Origin of the sequence: Emticicia oligotrophica DSM 17448 (genome assembly GCF_000263195.1) — a bacterium.
GTDB classification, from domain to species: domain Bacteria; phylum Bacteroidota; class Bacteroidia; order Cytophagales; family Spirosomataceae; genus Emticicia; species Emticicia oligotrophica.
Genome location: NC_018748.1, coordinates 3,136,132 through 3,155,798, shown reverse-complemented (window position 1 = coordinate 3,155,798; position 19,667 = coordinate 3,136,132). Strand labels below are relative to the sequence as shown.

The 19,667-nt window shown below is 35.5% G+C and carries 19 protein-coding genes; 9 read left to right on the top strand and 10 right to left on the bottom strand.

From position 1 onward, the window contains the following. The first annotated feature begins 18 nt into the window (after positions 1-18). Both EMTOL_RS13145 and EMTOL_RS13140 read left to right on the top strand, forming a co-directional pair. A complete protein-coding gene (locus EMTOL_RS13145) occupies positions 19-384 on the top strand; it encodes a Rid family detoxifying hydrolase (protein ID WP_015029785.1) in 366 nt (121 codons plus the stop codon). 213 nt (positions 385-597) lie between these two features. Then, positions 598-2,829, top strand: coding sequence for a fibronectin type III domain-containing protein (locus EMTOL_RS13140; protein WP_015029784.1), 2,232 nt, complete (start codon positions 598-600; stop codon positions 2,827-2,829). 70 nt (positions 2,830-2,899) lie between these two features. Here the strand turns inward: EMTOL_RS13140 and EMTOL_RS13135 are convergent, their stop codons facing one another. The 3 genes from EMTOL_RS13135 to EMTOL_RS13125 form a co-directional block, all read right to left on the bottom strand. After that, positions 2,900-4,519 carry a glycosyltransferase family 39 protein gene (locus EMTOL_RS13135; protein ID WP_015029783.1) on the bottom strand — a complete coding sequence of 540 codons (1,620 nt, stop codon included), beginning with the start codon at positions 4,517-4,519 and terminating at the stop codon, positions 2,900-2,902. A 3-nt stretch (positions 4,520-4,522) separates the two neighbouring features. After that, positions 4,523-5,176 (bottom strand): ribulose-phosphate 3-epimerase, encoded by a 654-nt coding sequence (rpe, locus tag EMTOL_RS13130; RefSeq protein ID WP_015029782.1) that lies wholly within the window; start codon positions 5,174-5,176, stop codon positions 4,523-4,525. Positions 5,177-5,348: 172 nt separating this feature from the next. Beyond that, positions 5,349-6,023, bottom strand: coding sequence for a ClpP family protease (locus EMTOL_RS13125; RefSeq protein ID WP_015029781.1), 675 nt, complete (start codon positions 6,021-6,023; stop codon positions 5,349-5,351). A gap of 248 nt (positions 6,024-6,271) precedes the next feature. Here EMTOL_RS13125 and EMTOL_RS13120 point away from each other — a divergent pair, with 248 nt between their 5' ends. From EMTOL_RS13120 to EMTOL_RS13110, 3 genes are all read left to right on the top strand, one after another. Further along, the gene (locus EMTOL_RS13120; protein ID WP_015029780.1) at positions 6,272-6,664 is read left to right on the top strand and encodes a helix-turn-helix domain-containing protein; all 393 of its coding nucleotides are present in this window, start codon (positions 6,272-6,274) and stop codon (positions 6,662-6,664) included. Between the two features lie 118 nt (positions 6,665-6,782). Beyond that, a complete protein-coding gene (locus tag EMTOL_RS13115) occupies positions 6,783-8,339 on the top strand; it encodes a sensor histidine kinase (RefSeq protein WP_015029779.1) in 1,557 nt (518 codons plus the stop codon). A 24-nt stretch (positions 8,340-8,363) separates the two neighbouring features. Next, positions 8,364-9,059 (top strand): LytR/AlgR family response regulator transcription factor, encoded by a 696-nt coding sequence (locus EMTOL_RS13110; RefSeq protein ID WP_015029778.1) that lies wholly within the window; start codon positions 8,364-8,366, stop codon positions 9,057-9,059. On the opposite strand, the gene rnpA is transcribed toward EMTOL_RS13110, so the two are convergent. Continuing rightward, positions 9,056-9,421 (bottom strand): ribonuclease P protein component, encoded by a 366-nt coding sequence (gene rnpA, locus EMTOL_RS13105; protein ID WP_015029777.1) that lies wholly within the window; start codon positions 9,419-9,421, stop codon positions 9,056-9,058. The genes EMTOL_RS13110 and rnpA overlap by 4 nt on opposite strands. 130 nt (positions 9,422-9,551) lie before the next feature. Further along, a complete protein-coding gene (gene rpmH / locus EMTOL_RS22110) occupies positions 9,552-9,707 on the bottom strand; it encodes a 50S ribosomal protein L34 (RefSeq protein WP_015029776.1) in 156 nt (51 codons plus the stop codon). 97 nt (positions 9,708-9,804) lie between these two features. Between rpmH and EMTOL_RS13100 the strand changes: the two genes are divergently transcribed. Together EMTOL_RS13100 and EMTOL_RS13095 are read left to right on the top strand one after the other, a co-directional pair. Further along, on the top strand, positions 9,805-11,256 hold the full coding sequence (locus tag EMTOL_RS13100) for a M61 family metallopeptidase (protein WP_015029775.1): 1,452 nt from the start codon (positions 9,805-9,807) through the stop codon (positions 11,254-11,256). Positions 11,257-11,265: 9 nt separating this feature from the next. Next, the gene (locus EMTOL_RS13095) at positions 11,266-11,670 is read left to right on the top strand and encodes an acyl-CoA thioesterase (protein WP_015029774.1); all 405 of its coding nucleotides are present in this window, start codon (positions 11,266-11,268) and stop codon (positions 11,668-11,670) included. A gap of 56 nt (positions 11,671-11,726) precedes the next feature. Here EMTOL_RS13095 and EMTOL_RS13090 read toward each other — a convergent pair whose 3' ends face one another. Beyond that, complete coding sequence (locus EMTOL_RS13090) at positions 11,727-13,376, bottom strand: amidase (RefSeq protein ID WP_015029773.1); 1,650 nt, start codon at positions 13,374-13,376, stop codon at positions 11,727-11,729. Between the two features lie 152 nt (positions 13,377-13,528). Between EMTOL_RS13090 and EMTOL_RS13085 the strand changes: the two genes are divergently transcribed. Further along, the gene (locus EMTOL_RS13085) at positions 13,529-14,755 is read left to right on the top strand and encodes a M20/M25/M40 family metallo-hydrolase (RefSeq protein ID WP_015029772.1); all 1,227 of its coding nucleotides are present in this window, start codon (positions 13,529-13,531) and stop codon (positions 14,753-14,755) included. Positions 14,756-14,799: 44 nt separating this feature from the next. Here the strand turns inward: EMTOL_RS13085 and EMTOL_RS13080 are convergent, their stop codons facing one another. Beyond that, complete coding sequence (locus EMTOL_RS13080) at positions 14,800-16,596, bottom strand: DNA polymerase III subunit gamma/tau (protein WP_015029771.1); 1,797 nt, start codon at positions 16,594-16,596, stop codon at positions 14,800-14,802. 92 nt (positions 16,597-16,688) lie between these two features. On the opposite strand from EMTOL_RS13080, the gene EMTOL_RS13075 reads away from it, so the two are divergent. Continuing rightward, positions 16,689-17,063 carry a VOC family protein gene (locus EMTOL_RS13075; protein ID WP_015029770.1) on the top strand — a complete coding sequence of 125 codons (375 nt, stop codon included), beginning with the start codon at positions 16,689-16,691 and terminating at the stop codon, positions 17,061-17,063. On the opposite strand, the gene EMTOL_RS13070 is transcribed toward EMTOL_RS13075, so the two are convergent. The 3 genes from EMTOL_RS13070 to EMTOL_RS13060 form a co-directional block, all read right to left on the bottom strand. Then, positions 17,060-17,596: a hypothetical protein gene (locus tag EMTOL_RS13070; RefSeq protein WP_015029769.1), complete on the bottom strand. Its 537-nt coding sequence runs from the start codon at positions 17,594-17,596 to the stop codon at positions 17,060-17,062. The genes EMTOL_RS13075 and EMTOL_RS13070 overlap by 4 nt on opposite strands. Before the next feature lie 129 nt (positions 17,597-17,725). Further along, positions 17,726-18,991, bottom strand: coding sequence for an adenylosuccinate synthase (locus tag EMTOL_RS13065; protein WP_015029768.1), 1,266 nt, complete (start codon positions 18,989-18,991; stop codon positions 17,726-17,728). A 108-nt stretch (positions 18,992-19,099) separates the two neighbouring features. Beyond that, positions 19,100-19,573 carry a Fur family transcriptional regulator gene (locus EMTOL_RS13060; protein ID WP_015029767.1) on the bottom strand — a complete coding sequence of 158 codons (474 nt, stop codon included), beginning with the start codon at positions 19,571-19,573 and terminating at the stop codon, positions 19,100-19,102. Positions 19,574-19,667 lie beyond the last annotated feature (94 nt).

Here is a 19,667-nt window from a genome sequence, read left to right as displayed (position 1 = left end):
ATTTAATATAGTTTTTACATGAAAAAAATTATCTATACCGAAAAAGCTCCTGCACCAATTGGGCCTTATAGTCAAGCGGTATTGGTTGAAGATACACTCTATGTATCTGGCCAAATTGCTCTAGAACTGGCACAATCTGGAGACCTGAAGGCCGAGACACAAAAAGTAATGGAAAACATCGGACATATACTCGCTGAAGCTGGTATGAATTACGAAAACATCGTAAAGTCGAGTATTTTCCTAAAAAATATGGATGATTTTGCTCTAGTAAATGAGGTTTATGGGCAATACTTCACTTCCTTGCCACCTGCTCGAGAAACAGTTCAAGTTGCTCGTCTTCCAAAAGATGTGAATGTAGAAATTTCTGTAATTGCTGTAGCTTAGAATTTTCGTGTCATAGAGACTTGAAATTAATAAAAAGTCATTATATTGACTATCAAGTGTTTATTTTACGCATGAGTCTTTAATTAAGAAATAAAGTTTGCCGTAAAATAATTTTCATGCATCGTGATAGATTTAAAATAAAGAAATTCTTTTATATTTACAAAAAACAATAGTTCCCTCCCAATATTAATAACATAAACTGATCGTTCAGCTATGAGAAAAAATTATTTTCTATCTCTACTTTTGTTGATGATAACTTTTTGGCAGGTGGAAGCCTCCAATGGTTCAAAATCAATCAATAAAAATGGCAAGGCAGCCCGCACAACAGTCACAATACCCGCACCTCCAGCTGCCCCTAGTGGTCTTTCTGGTTCTGCAGTCGGTGGTGATGCGACAAAACTCAATTTAACATGGACAGATAATTCAGTTGATGAAACTGAATTTGAAATTGCTTATTCAACAGATTCTACCACATATTTAGTCACATCCGCTGTTGCTGTTACGGGAAGTGGCTCTACTGGAGCTACAACACTTAACGGACTAACGCCCAACACAACCTATTATATTTGGGTTAGGGCTTTACGTGCAGATGTTGCAAGAAGTATAGGGTCATGTACTCCAGTGGCTAATGAACCTACTAATTCAGCTCCTACTGGCAATACACCATCTTGTTGGAGTAATTTATTAAAAATTTCAACAGGTGCTATACCAGCTGCACCAACTAATGCAATAGTTGCCACTCCTTATTCACAAAGAACAAATACTGTTTACTTCAATGATAATTCAGCAGATGAAACCGAATTTATCATCGAGCGTTCAAGTAGTGGTGGTGCATTCACTCAGATTGCAACTATGCCTGGTGTTTCAGGTACAGGTCAACGTTCTTATGTTGATAATACAACATTACCAAATACACAATATCAATACCGCATCTATTCAAAAAATATTATTGGCCAGTCTGTAACAGGAGCAACGACAGCATCTTTCATTACTCCTCCAGACAGACCAATTGCTCCGAATAGTTTAGGTTTGATAAGCGTAAATCCTATAGGGCTTAACTTCATTAAAATGTACTGGAGAAATGGAGCACCTAATGCGATAGGATTTTATGTACAACAATCAAGCGATAATAACTCTTGGTTTACTATAGGTACCGTTTCTGCTAATAGCGAACTTGGCTTTACTGCAACAAACTTAAATGAAGGACAAAGATATTTCTTTAGAGTTATTGCGTTCAACTCTGGTGGTGATAGTGATCCTTCAAATGTTTTGCCAGCAACTACGCTGAAAAGGGTAGCACCAAACCCGGCATTCAATCTTACTGCAAAAACTATTTCAACCACCCAAATTGATTTGAAATGGAATTTAGGTACGCAAGATGGTGTAACAAACAACCGTGTTTCACAAGAAATTTATCGTTCTTCGGTGAGTGCCACAGATGGTTTCATTAGAATTGCTACTATTGGTAACTACGAAGATAGTTATTCTGATAATACTTGTTCACCAAAAACTACCTATTGGTACAAAATCTTAACTGCCAATTTCCAAGGTCAATCACCTTATTCTAATCTGGCTAGTGCAACTACTTTAGGCCCTCCTTATGCTCCAACTGAACTAGCTACGGCCTTGGCTAATGATGCATTAGGTAATACTGTTATCAAAGTAACATGGAAAGATAATTCAAACGACGAATGGGGCTTTGCACTTGAACGCTCAACAGATGAAACTTTTGCAACAGGTGTGCTTAAAGCAGACCTTGACTCAAACACTGTTACTGCGACAAGTCTTCCAATTGAAGAAGGTGTAACATATTTCTTCAGAATAAGTGCCTCAAATCAATATGGTGCATCAAAGTATTCAAGCACAGTAAAGCTTGAAATGCCAGTAACCGCTACTCCAAATGCTCCATATGACTTAAAAGGAAAAGCAACTGCTGCTGATGTAAGCTTAAAATGGGGTGATGATTCTAATAAAGAAGCGGGCTTTGAAGTAGAACGCTCTGATGATGGTAAAACATTTACAAAAATCGGAACAACTGCCCGCAATGAAGTTACTTACGTTGATAAAACAGTAAAAGATAAAACTAAGTACTCTTATCGTGTAAGAGCTACTAATATCAAAGGAAACTCTGACTACACGAATGTATTAGAAATCACTACCCTTGCTAAGGCTTCTGCAGGTATTGAAATTGCAGCAGATGAGGTATTCCAAGTTTATCCAAATCCAACATCTGATGGTGTAAAAGTTTCGGTTTCGGAAAACTTATTGAAAGGTTCTGGAATGATTATTATCACTGATAACACGAATAGAGTTGTTTCTAAAACATTATTATCTCCAAATCAAACGGAATATCGTCTTGACTTGAATAATTACTCAGAAGGAACTTATACAATTAGCCTTCGTACAGATACGCAACAACTTACAAAGCGTGTGTACAAGTTTTAATTATAAATATTGGGTAAATAAAAAAGAGGTGTCGGAAATTCCGACACCTCTTTTTTGTGCTTAACCTCACTTAATATCTATATTTGGTACCTTCAAAATCAAATATTAACTGCTGACTACCATCAGGTTTTTGAATATAAATTTTGTTCTCTTCATTAAGATTTACCCTCTGAATTATTTCAGAATCTTTAGGTAAATAAAAATTCGTTAACTGTGCATCAACCACTGAATAACTCGGCATTCCAAGCCCTCCCCTCTTTTCAACAAATACCGAAGGGTACAAAACTGTATCGCCTTTAGCATAATTTTTAATAATTAAATTGGCTGAAGTTTGGTAAGGATTCTCTTTGCGAGGCTCAGGAAATGACATAAAATATCGAGGGGCTTTATCATTCCAAACATTGTTTACTAATTTCAAAATCATTAAAAACTGAATTGCCCAAATAAGGAGAATTGGAAATCTGATAATATTAGCCTTTTTAAAAAGGTTTTGTATTAGTAAAGCCAATAATACCAAAGAAAAACTATAAGAATAGGCTACATATCTTGGCATGATTCTAAAAGTATTGCCATCTTGAAAGGCAAATACAATCAGTGTAAAGATTGGAATAAAAGAAAGCATGAGTAAGAAAACAGGAAGCTTTATTGCATTAATATTACTAGCTTTTCTTAAATCCCAAATATAAATACCAAGTACGAAGAGCGAAGCTAATATCGTAGCGATAAATGTTTTCTTATGAAAAACCGAAATTGTTGGATAGCCATCAATTGAAAGGTACATCGCTGAAATTACATATCTAAGTTGTTTAAGAATATTCTTTGGATTTGCCAAACTCAAATAATCATCTGGTGTTTCTAGAGCCATTTGATTATAAACTTTTACACTATTTGAAACATAATCAATCAACCACCTACCCCCATCTGATTTAAGCCATAAAGCCACTCCTCCAACTGAAATAAAAGCTGCCAATATAAAACCAATATATCCTCTTTTCTTACGAAAAAACATTAATACAAAAATGGCATGAATAATAAACAAAGGAAAAGTTGCTAAATGACAAAGCTCACAAGCTAAGACACTAAGGCTATAAGCTAAATACTTCCACTTGGGTTTCTGGTCACTCTCTTCTTCATTGATTAATTGTAATAACAAATGAGTAGCCAACAACGCAAAAAACATATTCATGCTATAATTACGTGCCACTTGCGAATAATTGATGTAAAAAGGAGAAATAGCAGCCAAGAAAGCCACCAAAAGTGCTAAGTTTTTTGAGTGGAAATGTTGCTTTACGAATATAAACAATAAAATAATCGTAAAGAGATTAAATAGTAGCGAAGGAAACCTTAAACTCGTATCTGAAACACCAAATAATTTTGTCCAGAAATGCAGAGAATAGGTATAAAGAGCTCCGTTTCCTGTATCTAAACGAGCAATTGAGTCAAAAAAATCAGGCAATGATTTCTCTGACCAAAATTCTTTTGGTGTGAAATAAGGGTTATTAGGCTTTCGGACTGAATCGTGCTGGTTATTACCCTCATAAGTAACAAACTGGCTCACGAAGAGAGAATATTTCTCATCGCCTGCCAGTCCGTGAGCTCCAATTTTATAAAATCTTAAAGCAAATGCCATCAAAAGAATTCCAATGAGTATTAAGATGGCATTTTGCCTAATAAGCTGCTGTATTTGCATTTATTAGTTATTTTTTAAGTCTGCAATTGTCTGAATCGGATTCTCAGAGCTAAACACAAAACTTCCTGCTACAAGAGCATTTGCTCCTGCATCTACCAAAAGTTTGGCATTTTTTGAATTAACGCCCCCATCAATTTCAATCATTACTGAAGGTGACATTTTGCGTACTTTTCTTACTTTTTCGTAAGTATGTTCAATAAATTTCTGCCCACCAAAGCCTGGGTTCACTGACATAATAAGCACCATATCAATATCATGAATGATATCTTCCAAAACATTTACAGGCGTGTGTGGATTAAGTGCAACACCAGCCTTACAACCTAAATCTTTTATTTGCTGAATTGTGCGGTGTAAATGTGGACAAGCCTCATAATGTACCGTTAAGATTTCAGCTCCTAATTTCTTGAAAGTTTCTAAATATCTTTCAGGTTGAACAATCATTAAGTGAACATCAAGTGGCTTTTTTGCATGGCGTTGAATTGCCTCCAAAACTGGCATTCCGAAAGAGATATTTGGCACAAAAACGCCATCCATTATATCAATATGAAACCAATCTGCCTGCGACGCATTAAGCATTTCACAGTCACGTTGAAGATTTGCAAAATCTGCGGCTAAAACTGAAGGGGCAATAATTACCTCGTTTGAAAGAGAACTCATAAAATTTTGAATGTTTTTTGCAAAGTTAGGGCTAAAAGTCGTGGGACGAAATTTTATTTTGTTCAAATCCTTCCAAAAGGTAAGTAATTCTAAAAAATAAAAGTGCCACAATTTATTATCAACGATAACAAATTGTGGCCGATATGCACAATTCAGAGAATTGTGTTACCTATTATTTTTCGCGGTACAATACTTCATCAATTAAACCATAAGTTTTGGCTTCTTCTGCTTTCATCCAATAATCACGGTCAGAGTCTTGCTCGATTTGCTCAAGAGTTTTTCCTGTATGATTTGCTAAAATTTCGTACAATTCACGACGTAGTTTGATAATTTCTTTCACCGTAATCTCCATATCACGTGATTGACCCTGTGCTCCACCACTTGGTTGGTGAATCATTACACGTGCGTGTGGTAAAGCCGAACGTTTTCCAGCAGCACCACCAGCCAATAATACAGCCCCCATTGACGCAGCTAATGAAGTACAAATAGTAGCAACATCTGGACGAACATATTGCATGGTATCATACATACCCAAACCCGCATAAACCGAACCACCAGGGCTATTAATATACATTAAAACATCTTTTTTCGCATCAACCGACTCTAAAAATAATAATTGAGCCACAACCACGTTTGCCACGTAATCATCTACACCCGTTCCTAAAAAGATGATGCGGTCCATAATCAAACGAGAGAAAACGTCGATGGCAGCAAAACGCATCGGACGCTCTTCGATGATATTAGGAGTCATATTCTGAACGTTGTGCTTAATGTAATCGTCAATTCCTAGACCACTCATGCCCATGTGATGTACGGCATACTTACGAAATTCTTCTCCAAAATTCATATTTTTGCTATTTTTACTTGTTATCTATTATTAGTAATTGTATCAATAAAACGATTCGTTTCTTGCCAAAGTTCAATTCAGAACTTTATAAGTTGCCGAATTGTTCGATACAAAGATGTTAATTCTTTTAGAAATTTGTAGTCAGAATTTCAGATATTTTCTCGGTAAAAGCAACATTTACCAAAATAATTTTCTTTTACAATTTCAAAATACTTTGTAAGGCACTCATATATAGATAATTACGATACATGAATACAGGTGATAGAATCAGACAAATTAGATTTCAGAAAGGCTATTCACAAGAAAATATGGCCGATATGCTTGGTATTTCAACCACCGCTTATGGAGATATCGAACGTAATAAAACCGACTTGACTATTTCAAGAGCCAATGAAATAGCGAAGATATTGGGCGTGAATATTATTGAATTATTGAAAGAAGATGTTCCTGTTTTGAAAGTTGAAAGTCAAGAACTAAATTCTTCGGAAAAACTTCAGCTCGAAAACGATAAATTGAAAGCCGAATTAGAAAAATGGCAAGTCGTAGCGGCGTATTGGAAGGAAAAATATGAAAGTCGTTTTGCAGGAAATGTCTTAAAAATAATTACAGAAGAACCCGAAAGAAGAAAAATTGGATTTTAATCTTGCTAAGGAATAACAAAGCAATGCAAAAATTCATCACATTTTCGAGTATTTCTATAACATTTATATATTTTGCGTAAATTTTGAGCATAGTTTTGTTGAAAATTACGAAAAAGCTATGTACGAATCTTTAAAAAAATTTAGGCAAATTGAATTTGGAGTAATCCTTTTCGCTTTTGTTGTTTACATCACTCGGCGTTTATTTTACATTGCCGCTGATTTCGATTCTGATGTTACAAGAGTAGAAGACCTAGGCGTGCAACCATTCATAATATGGAGAAATTTAGCATCTTATGACCACGTCCTTAACACAATTTTTCCAACCACCGCCGCTGCTATTTTATTCTTCTTAGCTTGGTATCTATTTCATTATGAAGCTTTCCCTCGTTGGAGAAATAAAGAATTAAAACAAAAATACATCTTTTATACTTCTTTGGTAGCCTCGGCCATTTTGGTTTTTGCGAGTGTTTTTGTTTATAGCTACATGAAGCGTTACTGGGATTTTAGATATGATATTTTCCATGAAATTGTTGGATTTAAAGTTTTTTCATTATTCCGAAAACTTCACTTAATTACAAATACTTATGCGGGTATCATTGTTATTTTGCTGTATGAAGCAGTAGCACAAGTTTTTTATCATAACCAAAAACTATACAATCAGTTTAAACAACCTAAACATCAGTTTTTTGGGTATTTTATTCTCAGTATCAGTCTTGCGTTAATTATTTTTTGGATGCTTCAAGGAAGTATTGCCAATTTGGTTATCAATGGCCGTGGAACTTTCCAGTCGATACTCATCATCATGTTGAGTATTGGTTTTCATTACTTATTTTTTAAGTTAATCATTCCATATTATGCCAAACTCGACTACAACAAACTAGATAATACATTATATGCTTTCTTTGGGTTTTGTGCCTATATTCTACTCGGCATTGTACTAATGGCCATTTGGATGATTATAGTTCGTGATTATGATTCTTTCTTAACGTTGTATGCAATTCCAAACATAATTGGATTATCTTCCGCTGGACTTCGTTGGGCTTTTTTCAATGAAAAACAAAATTTTGAAGTAAAGATTTCGCAAACTACTGCCGAATTAAATAATCTTCGCTCACAAATAAACCCTCATTTTTTATTCAATGCTTTAAATACTCTTTATTCTATTTCTCTGAAAGAACAAGCAGAACGCACCAGCGATGGTATTCAAAAACTAGGAGATATGATGCGTTTTATGCTGAATGAAAACCATCAAGAAAGAATCCCACTAAGCAAAGAAGTAGAATATTTGGAAAATTATATTGCAATCCAACGAATGAGAATTGATGAAAATCATAACATCGAGATAAAAGTAAATATTCAGCAACCCGAAAAAGATATTTTCATTGCACCAATGTTGCTAAACCCATTCATTGAAAATGCATTCAAACATGGAATTAGTTTTAGAAAGCCATCTTGGATATATATTACGCTAACGCAGGATACACAAAGACTTTATTTTAAAGTTCATAATTCAACTCATCCTAAAAATGAACAAGATACAGAGCAGAAAAATCATGGTATTGGTCTTGAAAATGTAAAAAAACGTCTTGAATTGATTTATCCCAATCGGCATACACTTGATATTCAAGTATCAGATAATGATTATTTTGTATCTTTAATTTTAGGAATTTACTAAGGGCAAGCCCTTGATTAACCAAATATGAATATCTCTGCAATTGCGATAGACGACGAACCAAGAGCCTTAGAAGTAATCGAAATTCATGCTCAAAAAGTACCTTTTTTGGAGTTAAAAGCTACGTTTACTGACGCTTTTGAGGCAATTCCTTATTTGCAACAAAATAAAATAGACTTGATATTTTTAGATATAAAAATGCCTGACATTTCAGGTCTTGAATTTGTTGGGATTTTGCAAAAATCACCAATGATTATTTTTACAACCGCCTATTCGGAATATGCCGTTAATGGTTTTGAGCTAGATGCTGTTGATTACCTTTTAAAACCCTTTTCGCTTGTAAGATTTACCAAAGCTTGTAATAAAGCTTTAGAAATAAAAACACTTAAAAACGGAGCCACTGAACAGGACTTTATCTTTATAAAAACAGGATACGAGGAAGAAAAAGTTTTATTTGACGATATACTATATATAGAAGCAGAAGGAAATTATATGGCGTATGTGTTGGCGAATCGAAAACTACTTTGCAGACAAAATATTAGTGATTGTATCAATCAATTACCTAGTAATCAATTTGTTAGAATTCATCGTTCGTTTATTATCGCCTATAATAAAGTGCAAAAAATTACCCGCCAGTCGGTTTGGGTGGCGGGTAATGAAATATCAATTGGAGCATCTTACGAGGAGAAAATCCCAGAAATTAGGCAACGCCTCGGACTCTAAGCATTTATTTTCTTGAGTGCACTTTTCATTCCTTTTTCAATGGCTTTATATTCTTCTATTGTTTTTCCAATGTAAATAAAAGCAATATTGAAATGAGCATTTAACATCGACTTATTCAAACGATACGCTTCCCGCATTCTTCTTCGAATAAGATTTCGATCAACGGCGTGTTTGAACTGCCGTTTCGGTACCGAAAATAATACTTGCGTAGTTGAGTCTGTATCGGTAGATTCTTTGGGTTGAAAAACCACTCGCATCGGATAAGAAAAAACGCCCTCATTGGCAGAATTCTTTCTGTCAAAAAGCGTATCTATGACTTTTAAACTACAAAGTCGTTCGTTTTTCTTAAATGTATGCTTCATTGAATGGCAAACTTTTTCGTTTGCAAAAATATCATTTCGATAAAACAAAAAAGCCACCAAAAGGCGGCTTTCAATATCTTTTACATCAAATAGCTCTGTACTGATAAAAGATTACCTACTGACGGTTGTATTATTTATGCTTTTTCTCGTCAGAAACAGTCAATCTTTTTCTGCCTCTTGCACGACGTGCTGCCAATACTCGTCTTCCATTCGCCGTTTCCATACGCTCACGGAATCCGTGCTTATTACGACGCTTTCTATTTGATGGTTGGAATGTACGTTTCATTATATTTTGTTATTTTTGTTCTTGGAATTCTTAATTCGGGAGTGCAAAAGTACAAAATGTTTTTAAAAAGACAAAATCCTTACAGAAAATTTCTTATATGAACTACAAAATATATTCAAAAAATAAATCGTCGCACTTTATTGATGTTGAGTTTCAAGTACAAAACGTTGAAAATGAGACACTTGAACTACAACTTCCAGCTTGGCGGCCTGGTAGATATGAACTACAAAATTTTGCTAAAAACATTCAAAAATTTGAAGTTTTTGATGCTGAAGGCAAGTTATTACCTGCACAAAAAATAAGTAAAGACCGCTGGAAAGTGCAAACAAACGGAGCAAAAGAGATAACAGCCAAATATAATTACTATGCAAATCTTGTTAATGCGGGAAGTAGCTATGTTGATGAAAATATTTTGTATGTTAATCCAGTTAATATTTGCGTTTATGCTGAAGGTTTTATCAATGAGCCTTGTAAATTAGAGCTTTTCCTGCTTGAAAACCAAGTAATTGCGGGCCTCAATAATATTCAAAAAATAACTAAGGGAAATGCTGAAATTAATTTTAACGATTTTTATCATTTAGCAGACTCGCCATTTATTGTGAGTGCCAATTTGAAACATGCGACTTACGAAGTTGATGCAGTAAAATTTAATCTTTGGTTTGAAGGTAATTTATCAAGAGCATATTTAGGGAAAATTAGTACTGATTTCAAGAAATTTACTGAAGAACAAATCAAGCTTTTCGGTGTATTTCCTGAAAAAGAATATCATTTTATTACTTGGATTTTACCAATTGCCTACTATCATGGTGTTGAACATCGAAGCTCAACGATGCAAGTTTTAGGCCCTGACGGTCAAGACTTTAATGGTTCACTGAGCGACGAGCTTTACATAGATTTACTAGGTTTGGCTTCACATGAGCTTTTCCATACTTGGAATATCTGTAAACTTCGACCAGTAGAGCTTCTCCCCTACGATTATACGAAAGAAAACTATTTTCCAACTTGTTTTGTGGCCGAAGGTGTAACCACCTATTACGGCGATTTAATGCTTTATCGCTCGGGAGTATTTGACGAAAAACAATATTTGAAAGAATTAGAAACTTATTACAAACGTCATTTCGACCATTCTGACCGTGCGTCGCAATCTTTGATTGAATCTTCATGGGATTTATGGCTCGATGGCTACACGCAAAGCATTCCTGACCGAAAAGTATCGGTTTATCATAAAGGAGCTATTGCTGCACAAATATTAGATTTACATCTTCAACGAACCTCTGGGGGTAGTCGCTCGATAGATGATGTCATGAGAATCCTGTGGCAACGTTTTGGAGCTTCCGAAAATGGAACCCCGCTACGTGGTTATTCGATGCAAGATTATTTTGATATTTGTGAAGAAGTTGCTGGAGAGTCACTCACATGGTATTTTGAGCAATGTATTTTAGGTACTGAATCATTATTTGAATTATTAAATTCTTACCTTACACACATAAACTTACGACTTATCAGAAACGAAGAAAATTTAGTCCAATTGATAAAGTATCAATCTTAATAAAAATAAATGTATTCATTCGATTATCATTACCGAGTTCGCTATGCCGATATAGACCAAATGGGTTATATGTATTACGGAAATTACGCTAAACTCTATGAAATTGGTCGTGTTGAAGCCCTGCGTTCATTGGGTTTACGATACCGAGATTTGGAAGAAACAGGAATCATCATGCCCGTTTATGAAAATAAATCACGCTTCATTGCTCCTGCAAAATACGATGATTTGGTAACGATTCGGGTAATTATTAAAGAAATGCCTAAAGTGCGAATCATATTTAATTATGAAATATTTGATGAACAAGAAACACTTTTACATACGGGCGAAACTACTTTAGTTTTTGTCAAAACTTCAAACAATCGAATTGCAACCTGCCCGAAGGAAATTACGGATAGATTACTTCCATTTTTTTAGAGTTAAAATCAGGCACAACTTAGAGATGTGCCTGATTTTTTAAACCCAATAATCGCTTATAATTTTGGATCTTTCTTATGAAAATCAGTGGCATCTTGATAAGCTTTTGCCACTTGTAATAACTTCGCCTCTCCGAATAGTTTACCCATAAAAGTGATACTTACAGGACGGCCTTCTGAGCGAAAACCATTTGGTAAAACTACACATGGATGCCCAGTTAGGTTTGTCATCGTTAGGTTTTTACTAAACGAAGGCGTTATGTAAACATCAAGACCTTTAAGCGTTTTATCTAATTCTTGAATTAATAAAGTACGGTGGCGGTTTGCTTGTAAATATTCAACCGCAGGTACAAAACGAGCAGAACGGAAAGCATTTGGCCAAGCATTTTTACCTTGACGTACCATCAAATCATCTTTACCCGAACGAGTAAGTTCATCAAATGCTGCGGCAGCTTCAACACCTAATAAAAAGCTAATTTCATTTGAAGGTAATGTAGGCAGTTCAATCGGAACTAATTCGGCACCAAGTTTCTTCAGCATAGTTAAGGTTAAAGAATCGGTAGTTTTGTTAGGATATTTTCTTTCGAAATCACTTTTTACATACCCAATCTTCATTCCTTTAATACCTTTTGTGCCATCGTAATTAAAAGGAGCGTTCATACAAGTAAAATCCTGATTATCAACACCCTGAATAATATTTTGCACAAGAGCACAATCTTCAACTGTTCGACAAATTGGCCCAAGTTTATCCATACTCCAACTCAAAGCCATCGCACCCGTGCGAGGTACACGTCCGAACGTAGGTCGTAAACCAGTTGTGCCACACTCAGTAGAAGGCGAAACAATCGAACCAAGTGTTTCACTTCCAATAGCAAATGGTAATAATCCAGCCGAAACAGCAGAAGCAGAACCTGCTGACGAACCACTCGAACCACGTTTTAAGTCCCAAGGATTTAGTGTTTTACCACCAAACCAAACATCACCCATGGCCAATTCACCAAGCGTAAGTTTCGCACACAATACCGCACCCGCTTTTTCTAAACGCTGAATAACGGTGGCATTTTTATCAATCATTTGGTCTTTGTAAGGTACAGAACCCCAAGTAGTTTTATAGCCCTTCACCGCCAATAAATCTTTCGCTCCATAAGGTATTCCGTGTAGAAAACCTCTATACTTTCCAGACTTAATTTCTGCATCTGCTTGGGCTGCTTGTTTCAAGGCTAAATCTTCAGTAAATGAAACTACACAGTGCAATTGAGCATCATATTTCTTTAGTCTTTCCAAGAAAAATTTTGTCAACTCAAGCGATGAAATTTGTTTTGTACGCAATAATTCACCTAACTCTCTAACTGAATAAAAAGCTAAATCATCGCGATTGGCTGGCAGCTTTACGGTACCAATTTGTGAAGCTTTAAAGGGTTGATAATTTTTGTCAAATTCAAAACCAACTGGCAATGGATTGAAATAAAGTGCAGGAGAAACACTATTATCTAAAGGAAATTTTCTCATGGCCTCAAAATCCTTACGATTATCGTTCAAATCATTGAGCATCGAATCGGCTTCGGCGTCAGTAAAATCAATTCCTAAGATTTTTTCAGCTTGGTTAACCACATCAACAGTAAGTGGAGGTAACTCAGCTACTTTAGAAATAAAAGCCCCTAAGGTAAGTGAAAATAAACAGGCTACGGGTAAAATTAGTTTTTTCATTTTGCTGATGATAGATTTTAAAATCACAATTTACAGAAAAACAAGTTTAAATAGAAAAGAGATTTTTGTATTTACCTATACAAACAATTTTGTGAGTATATTAGCCTTCGAATTGGAAAATTTTTCTTCATCAATTGAAAAAACATCTACTTATGAAAAGAATAGCTTACTATGCTGCTGTTTTAGGTATCGTTTGTACACATCTTGTGCATGCTCAAAGTGTTGATAATTTAAAAAAACATATTTCTTATTTAGCTTCTGATAAATTAGAAGGAAGAGGAACTGGCACCGAGGGAGGCAAAACAGCAGCCGCTTACTTAGAAAAACAATTCAAAAAAATAGGTTTGAAACCTTATGGTGATAAAGGGAGCTATTTACAAGAATTCCCTGCAAAAAAAGGGCTTCCCCCAAACGTAAGTTATGTACAAGCTACTAATGTGGTTGGCTTTTTAGATAATGGCTCAGATAAAACCATTGTGATTGGAGCCCACTATGACCACCTCGGCAAAGGCGACCAAGGGAGTTCGCTTGAAGCAAATTCGGCAGGTTTGATTCATAATGGGGCTGATGACAACGCTTCTGGAACAGCTGGATTGATTGAATTAGCGAAGTTTTATGCCAAAAACAAAATCAAAGAAAAACACAATTTCTTATTCATCGGATTTTCGGGTGAAGAATTGGGCTTAATTGGCTCAAAATATTATGCAGATAATGCCACAATTGACCTAAAGAGTGTCAACTGTATGATAAATATGGATATGATTGGCAGATACAGAGATGACAAAGGTTTAACAATCGGAGGCTGGGGTACAAGTAGTTTTTGGGGTAAAAATATGCCTCAATTAGCACTAAATCAAGGAGTTAAATACAATGTCGATTCTGCGGGTGTAGGGCCTTCAGACCATACTTCGTTTTACTTAAAAAATCTTCCTGTATTGTTTTTCTTTACAGGTGCTCACCAAGAATACCATAAGCCAAGCGATGATGCGAATTTAATCAATTATGAAGGCGAGCTAAAGGTTTTAGAACTAGCTAAAGGTATTATTGAGAAAATTGATGAATCACCCAAACTTGATTTTATACAAGTAGCTAATAATCCGCATGCTGGCAATGCACGCAGTAGTTTTAAAGTAACCATGGGTATTATTCCTGACTATGCTTTTGATAAAGGTGGTGTAAAAGTAGATGGCGTAACCAAAGGAAGACCAGCCGAAAAAGCGGGTTTACAAACAGGTGATGTTATCTTAAAATTGGGCGATAACACAACCAATGATGTACAAGAATACATGAAAGCACTAGGTAAATTTGAAAAAGGCCAAACGATTGATGCCGAAATCAAGCGTGGTGCAGAAAAAATTATACTGAAAATTACTTTCTAATGAAAAAAAGTGCGGTAGTCTCAGCTACCGCACTTTTTCTTATTTTAAAATACTAGTTCTAAACCTAGTTTTTCTCTCAATTCATACAAGGCTGGATTTTTATTAGCTAAGTATTCAAACTTCTCTTGGGCGGTATATGGCCTACGCTCACTGATTGTTTCAAGCATTTCTGCTGTAATTTGTATCGACACATTTCTTAATCTCTGACGCAAGAAAGTAGCCAGGTCCTGCTTGATTTGTGTAAGCGTATCCATTTGAATTTGATTATCTAAATGCAAATGAAAAGTAGTACCATTCAACTCAAAATCTCGCTTAAGCATTACCCGCAAAGTTTCTAAATCGCTTTCATTAGCGAAAGCAAATAGAGCCTGTTGGGCAGCTTCAAATGTAAACGGTTCGTTATAATTAAATAAATTAGTATCGGCATTATTATTTGGAACTGACTCATTGGTCTTTGGATTAAAAACCGATGATTCGATATCAACAGTTGAGCGGAGCTTTGAAGAAGCCATCGAAGGTCGAGCAGACTGAAATCCCGGTGTAGGGCTCGGAATATTCGGCATCGAAATATTCTTAGGCCCAACTACTGGTACGGTAGGTACATAACTTGGTGGAGCCTGTGAAGTAGTTGTTTGTGTAACTGCCGCTGGAATCGGTTTTTGTTCAGAAATCGTTTCCGTTCTTACAGCTGAATTAGTATTTTTTTTTTCTTCCCCACTACTAGGAAGTTCACTCAAATTCAAAACTTGTTGAATCTGTGCCAGTTTCATCAAGCCAATTTCTACATGTAAACGCTGGTTTTTCGCCGATTTATAATTGATATCTAACTGACTACCAATACTCAATGATGAGAAGATATAACCCAGCGAGAGTTTCCCTGATTGCTCAATATATCGTTGTTGAATTGATTCAGCAACTTGCAAAAGTTTTACGGTTTGTGGATCTTTACTTACCATCAAATTACGAAAATGCTCATTCAGACCAACAACAAATTGATGACCATCGAAACCTTTTTCCAAAATTTCATTGAATAATAAAAACGCCTCCGAAACCTTACTTTCTGCCAAAGCATCGGTCATTTGAAAATAATAATCGTAATCAAGAATATGTAAATTATCTAAGACCGCTTGATACGTTAGTCCATTTCCAGAAGAGAACGTTACGTTCAAATCAAACATTGAAAGAGCATCACGTAAACCACCATCGGCTTTTTGAGCAATTAACTCAAGTGCCTGATAATCAGCTTTTATATTTTCTTTAGTCGCTACGTTAGCCAAATGGTCGGCAATGTCTTTGATTTGAATACGGTTAAAATCAAAAATCTGACAACGACTTAAAATAGTGGGTAGAATCTTGTGTTTTTCCGTAGTTGCTAAAATAAAAATAGCATAACTTGGCGGCTCTTCGAGGGTTTTCAAAAAAGCATTGAAAGCTGCCTGCGAGAGCATGTGAACCTCGTCAATGATATATATTTTATACTTGCCCGATTGAGGAGGAAAACGTACTTGGTCAGTCAGATTACGAATATCTTCTACTGAGTTATTCGAAGCCGCATCAAGCTCATGAATATTGAAAGAAGCATTGTTGTTGAAGCTCTTACAAGATTCACACTCATTACAAGGAGAAATATCTTCGGTTAGATTTTGGCAATTTATGGTTTTAGCCAAAATTCTAGCACAAGTTGTTTTACCTACCCCACGTGGGCCACAAAACAAAAAAGCTTGAGCCAAATGATTGGTTCGAATGGCGTTTTGTAAAGTAGTTGTGATGTGCGACTGACCTACGACTGTATCAAAAGTGATAGGACGGTATTTTCGGGCCGAAACAACAAATTTTTCCATGCTGCAATTTACAAAAAAATTAGGATTCTAAGTGTTTTTGGCTTTTCAATCAATGTAATTATTTACTTTTGCGAAAGAAAAAACAATAGAAAATGAGCAATAAATTAAGCATCAAAGCCTTTAATCATGTGGCTTTGCAAATTAGTGAAATAGAAAGAAGTAGAAGGTTTTACGGAGAAATTCTTGATCTAAAAGAAATCCCAACACCTAATTTTGATTACCCAGTTATTTGGTTCGATTTAGGAAATGGCCGAGAACTCCACTTGATAGGTCGTCAACCAGAGCGAACTTTTACCCCCGTAAGAAGCAATCACTTTGCTTTGGAGGTAAGTGATGTTTATTTAGCTGAAAAAGTTTTGATAGAATACGGAGTAAAGTATTTCCCAATAAAAGCACGACCAGATGGCATATTACAGCTTTTTTTGAATGACCCCGATGGAAATTTTATTGAACTTTGCCAAATTTAATTACTAAACATTGCTTTTAAGGCTCCCCAAAGTACCTTTTTCAATTCGAGATTGGTATCAAGCACACGCAGTTCATCAGAAAGAAGAAAATCAACACCCGCTATCTGTTTGGGTTGATAAATATTTAGGAGAATATTCCAGTTCAAACGCCCTAATCCTACCCCAAAGCTAATTACTTTTTTGGTAATTGCTTGTGAGACAAAAGTCTGATAATCAGGCATATGTACTTTACTTAATTCTATTAAATCTACTTGTTCAATTGTTAGTCCGATAGCACCCAAAATCTTTACCAATAATGCTTTTTCTGAATCTGAAATCGTATCAGCTAAAATCAGAACTTGATTTCGGAATTTGAGGGTTGGAATGGTAGGTTTCACAACTTTCTCTAGTTGAGTTGGAGTAGAAGTTGGCTCTTGCACAAGCACTTTTGGCTCAATATGAGGTTTTGTTTCCATAACTTTAGGGCTATCGGAAACTACATTTTTATAGAGCGTTTCGTTACTAAAAAGATAATTGGCAAGATTTGAAGTCATAGTTTTAGTATTATTGAACAGGCTTTAAACCTGTCATTTTACACCATAAGCATTTAGATATCATACAAAATAAATGTGCCACATTTAGAAAACGAGGCACATTTATCAAGCAAATAGCATTTTTCTTAATTAACGTAAAATGATTTCTTCACGGTCAGGACCAGTAGAAATAAAGCTAATTGGCACCTCGAGTGTTTTTTCCAAATAATTTACGTAATCAGCTAATTCGGTAGGAATTTGCTTAAACGAACGCATACCTTCCAAAGAGCATTTCCAACCTTTAAAAGTAGTGTAAATTGGTTCTACTTCAATATCAGTTAAATCAAATGGCATTTGTTCGGTTACGGTTCCATCTGGCAAACGATAATGTGTACAAACATTAATCTCATCTAAGAAATTAAGCACATCTACTTTCATCATCACCAATTTAGTCACGCCATTGAGCATGATGCTATATTTAAGAGCTGGTAAATCTAACCAACCAGTACGACGAGGACGACCAGTAGTTGCTCCAAACTCACGTCCTTCTTGACGAATTTTCTCACCTAAATCATTATCTAACTCGGTTGGAAAAGGACCGCTTCCCACACGTGTACAATACGCTTTAAAAATCCCGTAAACTTCACCGATTGTATTTGGTGCAACGCCCAAACCAGAGCAAACTCCAGCAGCGGTCGTATTCGAACTTGTAACAAACGGATATGAACCAAAATCAATATCGAGCAATGAGCCTTGAGCTCCTTCTGCTAAGATTTTTTGACCATCTTTCAAAGATTGATTTACTACGTATTCGGTGTCTTGTAAGTTAAATTCTTTCAAAAATTCAACCGCAGCAAAAAAATCTTTTTCCGCTTCCGCTAAATCATACTCGAATTGGTAAAAATCTAAGATTTGGGTATGTTTTTCAACCAAAGACTTGTACTTTTCTTCAAAATTTGGAGAAACGATATCACCCAAACGAAGACCTTGGCGAGCAACTTTATCAGAATACGCTGGTCCGATTCCTTTAAGAGTAGAACCAATTTTAGCTGCACCTTTGGCTTTTTCATAAGCTGCATCGAGCAAACGATGCGTAGGAATAATGATGGCTGTTTTCTTAGAAATAACTAAATTTTTCTTCAAATCAAGGTTATATTTACCTAAACCATCAATTTCTTTTTTGAAAATAATGGGGTCGAGCACAACACCATTACCAATGATATTCAAACAATCTGGGCGAAAAACACCCGATGGAATTTGGTGCAATACGTGTTTGAAACCGTTGAATTCGAGTGTATGACCGGCATTGGGTCCTCCTTGAAAACGTGCAACTACTTCATAATCTGGAGCAAGTACATCAACAATTTTGCCTTTGCCTTCATCGCCCCACTGTAAGCCTAAAAGAATGTCAACCATTTTGAAATTGTAAGAATTAAGAATGTAGAATTACCTTATTCTACGAATAAAACTAAGTATTTATTTTCAACAACTAAAATCATCATCTCGCTTTCAAAACTTTTGAGATTAAGAAGCTTCTTTGGTTTTGTGCTCGCAATCTGTTCGTTCGCAAGTTCCATAGAAAATCAACGAATGATGCATCACTTTAAATTTCAGCATATCACCAACCATATTTTGGATATTTTGTACTCGTGGGTCACAAAATTCCATTACTTTATGGCAATCTACACAAATGAGGTGGTCATGTTGTTTCGAGCCATAGGCTTTTTCGTATTGAGCTAAGTTCTTACCAAACTGATGCTTTTTTACCAAATCACACTCAACCAATAAATCAAGGGTATTATAAACCGTGGCACGGCTTACTTGATATTTCTTATTTTTCATAGAAATATATAAATCCTCGACCTCAAAATGGTCATTTCTCGAATAAATTTCTTCTAAAATAGCGTACCTTTCGGGCGTTTTACGAAGCAATTTTGTTTCCAAATAAGCCGTAAAGATACTTTTTGCTGCTTCAAAATTTGAAGGATTAGAAACCATTTTACTAAATGCGTTTGACTATGATTTTAGGATAAAATTACTAATAAAATACAGAACTATCATCATTTAAAAATATAATGAAGCAATTAGCTAT

Bases quoted from the DNA above. Each gene is read 5' to 3' on its own strand.
- EMTOL_RS13110 (WP_015029778.1), top strand. From the start codon at position 8,364: ATGAATATCTCTGCAATTGCGATAGACGACGAACCAAGAGCCTTAGAA.
- EMTOL_RS13135 (WP_015029783.1), bottom strand. From the start codon at position 4,519: ATGCAAATACAGCAGCTTATTAGGCAAAATGCCATCTTAATACTCATT.
- EMTOL_RS13080 (WP_015029771.1), bottom strand. From the start codon at position 16,596: ATGGAAAAATTTGTTGTTTCGGCCCGAAAATACCGTCCTATCACTTTT.
- EMTOL_RS13065 (WP_015029768.1), bottom strand. From the start codon at position 18,991: ATGGTTGACATTCTTTTAGGCTTACAGTGGGGCGATGAAGGCAAAGGC.
- rpe (WP_015029782.1), bottom strand. From the start codon at position 5,176: ATGAGTTCTCTTTCAAACGAGGTAATTATTGCCCCTTCAGTTTTAGCC.
- rnpA (WP_015029777.1), bottom strand. From the start codon at position 9,421: ATGAAGCATACATTTAAGAAAAACGAACGACTTTGTAGTTTAAAAGTC.
- EMTOL_RS13125 (WP_015029781.1), bottom strand. From the start codon at position 6,023: ATGAATTTTGGAGAAGAATTTCGTAAGTATGCCGTACATCACATGGGC.
- EMTOL_RS13145 (WP_015029785.1), top strand. From the start codon at position 19: ATGAAAAAAATTATCTATACCGAAAAAGCTCCTGCACCAATTGGGCCT.
- EMTOL_RS13100 (WP_015029775.1), top strand. From the start codon at position 9,805: ATGAACTACAAAATATATTCAAAAAATAAATCGTCGCACTTTATTGAT.
- EMTOL_RS13060 (WP_015029767.1), bottom strand. From the start codon at position 19,573: ATGGTTTCTAATCCTTCAAATTTTGAAGCAGCAAAAAGTATCTTTACG.
- EMTOL_RS13090 (WP_015029773.1), bottom strand. From the start codon at position 13,376: ATGAAAAAACTAATTTTACCCGTAGCCTGTTTATTTTCACTTACCTTA.
- rpmH (WP_015029776.1), bottom strand. From the start codon at position 9,707: ATGAAACGTACATTCCAACCATCAAATAGAAAGCGTCGTAATAAGCAC.
- EMTOL_RS13070 (WP_015029769.1), bottom strand. From the start codon at position 17,596: ATGACTTCAAATCTTGCCAATTATCTTTTTAGTAACGAAACGCTCTAT.
- EMTOL_RS13120 (WP_015029780.1), top strand. From the start codon at position 6,272: ATGAATACAGGTGATAGAATCAGACAAATTAGATTTCAGAAAGGCTAT.
- EMTOL_RS13115 (WP_015029779.1), top strand. From the start codon at position 6,783: ATGTACGAATCTTTAAAAAAATTTAGGCAAATTGAATTTGGAGTAATC.
- EMTOL_RS13075 (WP_015029770.1), top strand. From the start codon at position 16,689: ATGAGCAATAAATTAAGCATCAAAGCCTTTAATCATGTGGCTTTGCAA.
- EMTOL_RS13095 (WP_015029774.1), top strand. From the start codon at position 11,266: ATGTATTCATTCGATTATCATTACCGAGTTCGCTATGCCGATATAGAC.
- EMTOL_RS13085 (WP_015029772.1), top strand. From the start codon at position 13,529: ATGAAAAGAATAGCTTACTATGCTGCTGTTTTAGGTATCGTTTGTACA.
- EMTOL_RS13140 (WP_015029784.1), top strand. From the start codon at position 598: ATGAGAAAAAATTATTTTCTATCTCTACTTTTGTTGATGATAACTTTT.